General features: G+C 64.5%; 6 protein-coding genes and 2 rRNA genes. 7 read left to right on the top strand and 1 reads right to left on the bottom strand.

Annotation, left to right across the window (positions count from 1 at the left end):
• The 7 genes from BM436_RS35375 to BM436_RS35345 form a co-directional block, all read left to right on the top strand.
• Positions 1-104, top strand: a 23S ribosomal RNA gene (locus BM436_RS35375); the annotation flags it as partial.
• Positions 105-214: 110 nt separating this feature from the next.
• A 5S ribosomal RNA gene (rrf, locus tag BM436_RS35370) occupies positions 215-327 on the top strand.
• 217 nt (positions 328-544) lie between these two features.
• Positions 545-2,386: a methyl-accepting chemotaxis protein gene (locus BM436_RS35365; protein WP_218165000.1), complete on the top strand. Its 1,842-nt coding sequence runs from the start codon at positions 545-547 to the stop codon at positions 2,384-2,386.
• A gap of 22 nt (positions 2,387-2,408) precedes the next feature.
• Positions 2,409-3,233: a CheR family methyltransferase gene (locus BM436_RS35360; RefSeq protein WP_093561614.1), complete on the top strand. Its 825-nt coding sequence runs from the start codon at positions 2,409-2,411 to the stop codon at positions 3,231-3,233.
• 23 nt (positions 3,234-3,256) lie between these two features.
• Positions 3,257-3,763: a chemotaxis protein CheD gene (locus BM436_RS35355; RefSeq protein ID WP_229491054.1), complete on the top strand. Its 507-nt coding sequence runs from the start codon at positions 3,257-3,259 to the stop codon at positions 3,761-3,763.
• Positions 3,760-4,848 carry a protein-glutamate methylesterase/protein-glutamine glutaminase gene (locus BM436_RS35350; RefSeq protein WP_093561613.1) on the top strand — a complete coding sequence of 363 codons (1,089 nt, stop codon included), beginning with the start codon at positions 3,760-3,762 and terminating at the stop codon, positions 4,846-4,848. Before BM436_RS35355 ends, BM436_RS35350 begins: the two co-directional genes overlap by 4 nt.
• A gap of 10 nt (positions 4,849-4,858) precedes the next feature.
• Entirely contained in the window at positions 4,859-6,100 is a 1,242-nt protein-coding gene (locus BM436_RS35345) for an EAL domain-containing response regulator (RefSeq protein WP_093561612.1), read from the top strand.
• Here the strand turns inward: BM436_RS35345 and BM436_RS35340 are convergent.
• Positions 6,097-7,308 (bottom strand): sensor histidine kinase, encoded by a 1,212-nt coding sequence (locus BM436_RS35340; protein WP_093561611.1) that lies wholly within the window; start codon positions 7,306-7,308, stop codon positions 6,097-6,099. The two genes, BM436_RS35345 and BM436_RS35340, sit on opposite strands and share 4 nt — an antisense overlap.
• Between the last annotated feature and the right edge of the window lie 474 nt (positions 7,309-7,782).

Below are 7,782 nucleotides of genomic sequence, written 5' to 3'. Positions count from 1 at the left end.
GCTCCTTGAAGGGTCGTTCGAGACCAGGACGTTGATAGGCTGGGTGTGGAAGCGCAGTAATGCGTTAAGCTAACCAGTACTAATTGCCCGTAAGGCTTGTCCCTATAACCTTGACGGTTATGAGCATTACCCTGTGTATTGATGATGTACCCAACAACTTTACTTCTTTCGGATTGCAGTCGCGCGCCATAGCGCGCGACGCGACAAGTCAAAGCCTGATGACCATAGCAAATCGGTCCCACCCCTTCCCATCCCGAACAGGACCGTGAAACGATTTTGCGCCGATGATAGTGCTGCAACCAGTGTGAAAGTAGGTTATCGTCAGGCTAGTTATAAAAGAAAAACCCCGCCGGGTGATCCCGGCGGGGTTTTTCGCATTTCGGCGTCTTGTTGCAGCGGAAAGTCTTTTTTGTCCAAGTCTATTGCCAGCCCCCGAATCGAACGCATAGCATGTCCCTAGCTGCCGTACACTTTAAAAATTCACGGGGGGCATATGCTGGGGAAGTTCTCTATCGGTAAACGATTGGGTTTCGCGTTCGGGTTGTTGACCTTGTTGTCCCTGGCGTTCGGCCTGATTGCCTACAAGGAGATCGACGCCATGAATGGGCAGTGGCAGGTCTTCAAGCAGGACGCCCTCGCCAAGAACGCGGCCACCACCAAGGGCTCGGTGGCGCTGGGTAACGCGGTGCAGATGTTCAAGAACTTCGTGTTGCGCGGCGACGACTACGACAAGCGCTTCCTGGCCCAGATCGAGTTGATAGAAAAGGTCGACGACGAGTACCGCGCCACCGGCCGCGTGACCCCCGACGAGGAAAAGATCCTCGCTAAAATCCACGAAAACGCGGTCATCTACCGCAATGCCATCGCTAAAATCGCCGAGGCCCGCCACGGCGGCCTGAAAGACGCCGAGCAGCTCGACAAGACCGTCAGCGGCGCCGACAAGCCGCTGGCCGAGGCCTTCGAGCAGCTGCGCAACATCACCACGCAAACCACCCGCAACGCCGACGCGCAGATGACGTCCGTCGCCGCGCGCGCCGAACAACTCATCCTCTCCGCCCTGGTGGTGCTGGTGATCCTCTCGATCGCGGCGGCGGTGTTCATCACCCGCAGCATCACCCGGCCCCTGAACGACGCGGTCAGCGCCGCCAACCGCCTGGCCGACGGCGACCTGGCCGTCTCGCTGGACTCGGACGCGCGCGACGAAACCGGCCAGCTGCTGCGCGCCATGGGCAATATGGTGGCCAAGTTGAAGCAGGTGATCGACGGCCAGCGGACGGCGGTGGAAGCGGCCAACCGCGGCGACTTCAGCACCCGGATTCCACTCGAGGGCCTGCATGGCTTCCAAAAGGAGATGGGCGAGGGCTTGAACCAGCTGGCCACCACCACCCGCGGCGGCATCGACGACATGGTGGTGGTGATGCAGGCGATCTCGAATGGAGACCTGAGCCGCACCATCGACAAGAAGTACGAGGGCGCCTTCGGCGAGATGATGGGCTACGCCAACGCGGCGATCGCCAAGCTGTCGCAGGTGGTGTCCGAGGTGAACGACAGCGCGGCCGCGCTGGCGGCGGCGTCCGAGGAGGTCAGCGCCACCGCGCAATCGCTGTCGCAGGCGGCCAGCGAACAGGCGGCCAGCGTGGAGGAAAGCAGCGCCTCGATGGAGCAGATGACGGCGTCGATCAGCCAGAACACGGAGAACGCCAAGGTGACCGACGCCATGGCCAGCAAGGCCTCCAGCGAGGCGATCGAGGGCGGGGACGCGGTGCGCACCACCGTCGCGGCGATGAAGCAGATCGCCACCAAGATCGTCATCATCGACGACATCGCCTACCAGACCAACCTGCTGGCCTTGAACGCGGCGATCGAGGCGGCCCGCGCGGGCGAGCATGGCAAGGGCTTCGCGGTGGTGGCCGCCGAGGTGCGCAAGCTGGCCGAGCGCGCGCAGGTGGCGGCGCAGGAAATCGGCCAGGTGGCCGGCAGCAGCGTGGAACTGGCGGAGAAAGCGGGCCGGTTGCTGGACTCCATGGTCCCCAACATCAAAAAGACGTCGGACCTGGTGCAGGAAATCACGGCCGCGTCGGAAGAACAGTCCTCCGGTGTCAGCCAGCTCAATATGGCGATGAACCAGTTGAGCGAGACCACCCAGCAGAACGCGGCGGCCTCGGAGGAACTGGCGTCGACCGCCGAGGAGATGAGCGGCCAGGCGGAAGAACTGCAGCACTCGATGGCGTTCTTCAATGTGGGCGGGGAGAAGGCGCCCGCGCCGCGCGGGCGGCTCGCGGGCGGCATCATAGGGCGCGCGGCCAAGGCGCCGGTGCGGCCGGTGGCACGCAAGCCGGTGACGAACGGAAGAGAACCGGACGAGTCCCAGTTCACGCGCTTTTAGCCAAGCGAGAGGAGGAGTTTGAATGCGGGATGCTGCAGCGACGTCGGTAGATCCGATCACGGACCAGGAGTTCACCCTGTTCCAGCGTTTCATTTTCGAGGAGGCGGGTATCACGCTGTCCCCGGCCAAGAAGGCGCTGGTCAGCGGCCGGCTGGCCAAGCGCCTGCTGCACCATCGCCTCGGCAGCTATAGCGCCTATTTCCGCCTGCTGACGGCCGGCCAGGCTCCCGGCGAGGTGCAGATCGCGATCGACCTGCTGACCACCAACGAGACCTACTTCTTCCGCGAATCCAAGCATTTCGACCTGCTGCGCAAGCTGGCGGCGGGGGCCGCCGAGCAGCGGCAATCGTTCCGCGTCTGGAGCGCCGCCTGTTCGACCGGCGAGGAGCCGTACAGCATCGCGATGGTGCTGGACGACGTGCTGCGCGAGCAGGACTGGGAGCTGTATGCCTCCGACATCAGCAGCCGCGTGCTGAGCGCGGCGCGCTCCGGCCATTACATGCGCGAGCGCACCAGCCATATCCCGCCGGCCTATCTCAAACGCTATTGCCTGCGCGGCGTCGGCGACCAGGAGGGCACGCTGCTGGTGGAGAAACGCCTGCGCCAGCGCGTGCAGTTCCACCAGGTGAACCTGAACGAGACCCTGCCGAAGTTCGGCACGTTCGACGTGATCTTCCTGCGCAATGTGCTGATCTACTTCAGCCCCGAGACCAAGCGCGAGGTGGTGGGGCGGCTGCTGGGGGCCATCAAGCCGGGCGGCCATCTCTTGATCGGCCACTCCGAGAGCCTGCACGACATGGCCGGGCCGCTGCAGGTGCAGGGGCCGTCGGTGTACCGCAAAGTATGAGCGGCACGCCATGAGGACGCCCCGTGGCCGTCATTGACGTTTTCCTGATGCCTGGCGAGCATTTCGTGGGCGATGCCAGGCACCGCATCCGCACCTTGCTCGGCTCTTGCGTATCGATTACGCTTTGGCATCCGCGGCGCCGGGTGGGGGCGATGTCGCACTTCCTGCTGACGGTGGGGGAGAACGACTCGGTGGCGGACCTGAACGGCCGATATTGCGAGGGCGCGCTGGCACTGATGCTGGTCGAACTTGAGCGGCTGGGTGTCCGAGGCGCCGAATGCGAGGCGAAGATCTTCGGCGGCGGCATGATGTTTCCGCAGATCGAGCGCGGCGACACGATGAGCATAGGGCGGCGCAACGGCGAAACGGCCGAACGCCTGCTCCGCATGCACAAGATTCCGGTGGTGTCCGAAAGCCTGTTCGGCATCGGCCACCGCCACATTATATTCAACGTCCGCACCGGCGACGTGTGGGTGCGGCGAGGCCCGCCCGGAGCAGCCAGGGCGCGTCCGGCGAAGGAGCGTTTATGAAGAAGATCAATGTGCTCGTGGTGGATGATTCGGCGGTCGTGCGGCAGGTTGTCACCGCCTTGCTGAACAAGGCGCCGGACATCAATGTGCTGTACGCGGTCGCCGATCCCATACTCGCCATGGAGCGCATGAAGACGGTGTGGCCCGACGTGATCGTGCTGGACGTGGAAATGCCGCGCATGGACGGCATCACCTTCCTGCGCAAGATCATGGCGGAGCGGCCCACGCCGGTGGTGATCTGCTCCACTCTGACGGCCAAGGCGGCCAAGACCACCATGGAGGCGATGGCGGCGGGCGCCGTCTCCATCATCACCAAGCCCAAGCTCGAACTGAAGCAGTTCCTCAACGACAGCGCCGACGACTTGACCGCCGCGGTGCGCGCCGCCGCCGTCGCCAACGTGCGCAGGCTGGCCGGGCGCGCCGCCGCGCCCGCGCTGCAGCCGGTGGCGAAACTGACGGCCGACGCCATCCTGCCGGCGGCCGACAGCCGCGCCATGGTGCAGACCACGGAGCGGGTGGTGGCGATCGGCACCTCGACCGGCGGCACCCAGGCGCTGGAGGTGGTGCTGACGTCGCTGCCGCGCGTTAGCCCCGGCATCGTGATCGTGCAGCACATGCCCGAGAAGTTCACCGCCGCCTTCGCCGAGCGTCTCAATTCGGTCTGCCAGATCAACGTCAAGGAAGCGCAGAACAACGACCGCGTGGTGCCCGGCCGCGCGTTGATCGCGCCCGGCGGCAAGCACATGCTGCTGCGCCGGAACGGCGCCCAGTACTTCGTCGAGGTGATGGACGGTCCGCTGGTGAACCGGCACCGGCCCTCGGTCGATGTGCTGTTCCGCTCCGTGGCCAAATGCGCCGGATCGAACGCGCTGGGCGTGATCATGACCGGCATGGGCGACGACGGCGCCGCCGGGCTGCTGGAAATGCGCAACGCCGGCGCGTATACGGTGGGGCAGGACGAGGCCAGCTGCGTGGTGTACGGCATGCCGAAGGAGGCGGTCAAGCGCGGCGCGGTAGAGCGCACCGTGCCGCTGGAGGGCATCGGCCGCGAAATCCTGCAGCAGTTGTCGGCGTTCTCGGGCTGAGGAGGCCGGCGTGCAGGATTGGAGCGGATGCACCGCGCTGGTGGTGGAGGATAGTCCGGTCCAGCGCGAACACATGGCGGGCCTGCTGCGGCAGGCGGGCTTCGGCACGGTGCTGGAGGCGTGCGACGGCATCGATGCGCTGCGCAAGCTCGACGCGCGGGGCATGCCGGTGCAGCTGGTGTTGACCGACATGGACATGCCCGGCATGGATGGCGTGGAGTTGATACGGCATCTGCGCGAACTGGAACTGGCCGCCGCGGTGTTGGTGGCCAGCGCGCGCGAGGAGCGGCTGCGCGAGGCCGCGGACAGCATGGACAACGGCGGCGCGCGCCTGACACTGCTGGGGACCGCGCTCAAGCCCCTGCATTTCGATGTGTTGACCCGGCTGCTCAACCAGGCCGGCGCGGAAGCGCTGAGCGCCGCCACCACCGCCGGTGTGCCTTCCGCGAGTGAGCTGGAGGACGCGCTGGAGAACCGGCGGTTCCTGCCCTATTACGAACCCCGCATCGAAGTCGCGAGCGGTCTGCTGCGCTGCCTGGACGTGCATGTCTGCTGGATGCATCCGCAGCGCGGGCTGATACGCGGCGCGCGCTTCCTGCCCGCGATGCAGGGCGCCGCGTGCATCGCGCCGCTCGCCATGTCGATCGTGGAACAGGCGCTGGCGCAGTTGCGCGCCTGGCACGACATCGGGCTGGTGACGCTGACCATGTCCATCAAACTGCCGGCCGAGGTGCTGGCGGACCGCACCCAGCTCGACCGCCTCAGCATGCTGGTGCAACAGCATGGGCTGTCGCCGCGCCACCTCACGTGGGAATGCGCGGAGGCGGTGCTGGCCGGCGGAGCGCCGCTCAGCATCGCCAATCTCGCGCACCTGAGCGTGCGCGGTTTCGGCCTGGGACTGGGAGGTTACCGCGCGGGGCACACCACGCAGCAGCAACTGGTGCGCTGTCCCTTGACGGAGCTGCATGTCGATCACTTCATTGTGCACGAGGCGTCGTTGCAGCCGGCGCGCCAAGCCTTGCTGGAGCAGGCCATCAACGACGCGCATCGGATGGGGATAGCGGTGGTGGCAGAGGGCGTCGAGCGGGCGGCCGACCTGGCGCTGCTGCGCGGGCTGGGTTGCGAGCTGGCGCAAGGCGCGCTGGTGGCGGCGCCGATGCCGGCGCAGGCGCTGGTGGGCTGGATCAAGGGCAATCGCCGGCGCCTGAAGGAGCTGGCGCACGGACAGGCCGCTGACGGCGCCGGCGGCTAGCGCGCCGGCGCCGTCAGCGGCAGTGTCAGCGTGAAGGTGGTGCCTTTGCCGGGCGCGCTTTGCACGTCGATGCGTCCGCCAAGCACGTCGCACACGATGTTGTGCACGATATGCAGGCCCAGGCCGGAACCGCCCACGCCCAGCTTGGTGGTGAAAAAGGGTTCGTAGATGTGCAGCAGGTTGTCGGCCGAGATGCCGTTGCCGTCGTCGGCGATGGTCATCGTCACGGTGTCGTGTGTCTCGTTGCCGGAGTGGATGGTGATGGTGCCGCTGTCGCGGCCGTCGAGGCCGTGGATGATGGCGTTGGTCAGCAGATTGGTGATGACCTGTCCGAGCGGGCCGGGATAGCCATCCATCATCAGCGCGGGCGGAATGTCCTGCACCACCTGGTAGGGCGTGCGGCGTATGGTGGGCAGCAGCGTGAGCACATTGCCGGCCACCACCTCGGACAGCAGAAAAGTGCGGCGCTGGGCGCTGGTCTGGTCGACCGCCACCTGCTTGAAGTTGGTCACCATGTCCGCCGCGCGGTGCAGGTTACGCACCAGCACTTCCACCGCGGTGTTCGCGTTATCCAGGTAGGCGTCCAGCATCGAGCGGCGCATCGGCTCGCCCTTGGTGAAGTGGCCGCGTATTTCGGCGGTCTGGTCTTCGAAGGCGCTGGCGATCATCAGGCTGTTGCCGATGGGGGTGTTGAGTTCATGGGAGATGCCGGCCACCAGCGCACCCAGGGCCGCCAGCTTTTCCTTCTGCACCAGCTCGGCCTGGGCGCGGTTCAGCTGTTCGAACATCTGGTGCAATTCGCGGTTCGCCTTGCGCAGGGCCAGGTGGGTGTTGATGCGCGCGAAGACTTCCTCGATCTGGAATGGCTTGGTGATGTAGTCCACGCCGCCGGCTTCGAAGCCGCTGACTTTCTGGCGCGCGTCGGTCAGGCTGGTCATGAAGATGACGGGCGTGTCGCGCGTGTTGTCGCTGGCCTTAATGCGGCGGCAGGCTTCGAATCCGTCCATGCCGGGCAAGACCACGTCCAGCAGTATCAGATCAGGCAGGCCGAACTCGGCGCGCATCAAGCCCTCTTCGGCGTTGCGGGCAATCAGCACCAGGAAGCCGCGCGAAGCCAGATGATCGAGCAGGGCGGTCAGGAAGGAGGGCGAGTCGTCCACCACCAAGATCGTTGGCGGGATACCGGTCGGCAGTTCGTTTGGGACCATCCTGACTCCTCTGAATTGCTGCTTTAAAGAGTATAGCCCCTCCAGATCGTCAAGCTTGAAAAAATAGCCACTTGCAACTTGGGTGTGGCTTTGCTATAGTTCTGTCCCCGCGCTGCTGAACACACGCAACGCAGGGTGGAGTGGGGAAAAGTGATGAATTGCAGTGCAATTCAGAACGGGCTTGACGAAGTAAATCAAACGCCTCATAATCTCGCTTCTCTGCTGACGGACAAAACGCTTCGTCGAAAAATGCAGACAGGTTCTTTAAAAATTAACAGTCGATAAGTGTGGGCGTTTGATGATGATGCCGGAGGCGCAAGCCTCTTAGCTCAAATTATTAAACGCTTACACAATATATTAAACGTGACCTCGAAAGAGGAATCGTCAGTATTTTGAGTGAGCGACCTCCGATAGCAGTATCGGAAAAACAGAGATTGAACTGAAGAGTTTGATCCTGGCTCAGATTGAACGCTG

The organism is Pseudoduganella namucuonensis (genome assembly GCF_900116645.1).
In the GTDB taxonomy this organism is placed as follows: domain Bacteria; phylum Pseudomonadota; class Gammaproteobacteria; order Burkholderiales; family Burkholderiaceae_D; genus Rugamonas; species Rugamonas namucuonensis.
This window is presented reverse-complemented; position numbering and strand designations above follow the sequence as displayed.